The sequence below is a fragment of the Kosmotoga sp. DU53 genome (assembly GCF_001639905.1).
GTDB classification, from domain to species: Bacteria; Thermotogota; Thermotogae; order Petrotogales; family Kosmotogaceae; genus Kosmotoga; species Kosmotoga olearia.
The window spans coordinates 1-1,372 of record NZ_JGCK01000086.1; the positions used below are offsets into that span (position 1 = coordinate 1).

The window sequence follows — 1,372 nt, forward strand, 5'->3', positions numbered from 1 at the left end:
TATTTGAAGACGAAGTATTAGCAACAGCGGTATTGGACAGACTCTTACACCATTGTACGATAGTCAATATTCGTGGAAAAAGTTACAGACTGAAAGAAAAACAGAAAACGGGGCTTGTTGGTATACAGACGACGATTGGTAGAACCGACAAACTACGCAAATCTGAGCGATGAAATTACGCAATTTTGATCGATGTTTTTTGGGCGTGTCACATATTTTGTGTAAACCCCAAACTCCGGAAAAGATCAGACATAGGATTTCACCCAATCAAATTCTATCATCAAAGTGGCAAGGATTTTATCCCATTCATTTATTCTCACGGTCCATTTTCTAGTTATATTGTTAATGGCGAGATATGCCAGTTTCATGAGAGCCATGTCATTGGGAAAAACACCTCTGTTCTTTGTTACCTTCCTGAGTTGGCTGTTCAGGGATTCTATTGGATTGGTTGTGTAAATCAATTTTCTAATCTCTTTGGGATATTCGAAATAGGTCGTGAGGGATTCCCAGTTGTCTTTCCAGCTTTTAATGCTGAAAGGATACTTTTCTCCCCATTTCTCTTCAAAAGCCATAAGGGCGTTCCATGCTGCTTCTCTTGTGTCTGCTGTGTATACCGATTTCAGGTCAGCAGCGAATTTCTTTTTGTCTTTCCAGGATACAAATTTCATGGAATATCTTATCTGGTGTACTACGCATCTCTGGATTTTAGCCTGGGGATATACCGCTTCTATTGCCTCTTCCATTCCCTTTAATCCGTCTATTGAAAAGAACATCACTCCTTTGACACCTCGGTTTTTCAGCTCATTTAGCACACCAAGCCAGTATTTTGAACCTTCACTCTGAGCTATCCACATTCCTAGGACATCTTTCATTCCTTCCAGATTTATCCCAAAGGCTATATACAAAGCCTTATTTCTTATCTGGTTGTTCTCAGAGACTTTGAAAAAGATAGCATCCATGTAGATTATGGTATATACCTCTTCAAGGGGTCTGTTTCTCCATTCGGAAACGATGGGTATTATCTTGTCTGTTATCCTGCTTATGCTTTCAGTTGACAATTCAGAGCCGTATATGTCCTTAAGATGTGCCTGTATGTCCCTGTATGTCATTCCCCGGGCATACATAGACAATATCTGGTCCTCTATGGAAGCTATGCTTCGCTGGTGCTTTTTAACCACTATTGGTTCGAATTCACCTTTTCGATCCCTGGGAATTGAAAGCTCTATTTTGCCATATGAGGTATTCACTGTTTTTTTCGAATAACCGTTTCGGGAGTTATCCGTTTCTTTGTTCCTATAGTCATGCTTGGAATAGCCCAGTTCTTCTTCAAGTTCCGTTTCCAGCATCTCTTTAATGATGTCTCCAAATAATT

General features: G+C 39.9%; 2 protein-coding genes. One reads left to right on the top strand and one right to left on the bottom strand.

The window, feature by feature from the left end; translation table 11 throughout:
- A partial coding sequence (locus DU53_RS11600; RefSeq protein ID WP_235599836.1) for an ATP-binding protein occupies positions 1 to 173 on the top strand: 173 nt, incomplete at its 5' end.
- Positions 174 to 245: 72 nt separating this feature from the next.
- Here the strand turns inward: DU53_RS11600 and DU53_RS11605 are convergent.
- A partial coding sequence (locus DU53_RS11605; protein ID WP_082853942.1) for an IS256-like element ISKol2 family transposase occupies positions 246 to 1,372 on the bottom strand: 1,127 nt, incomplete at its 5' end.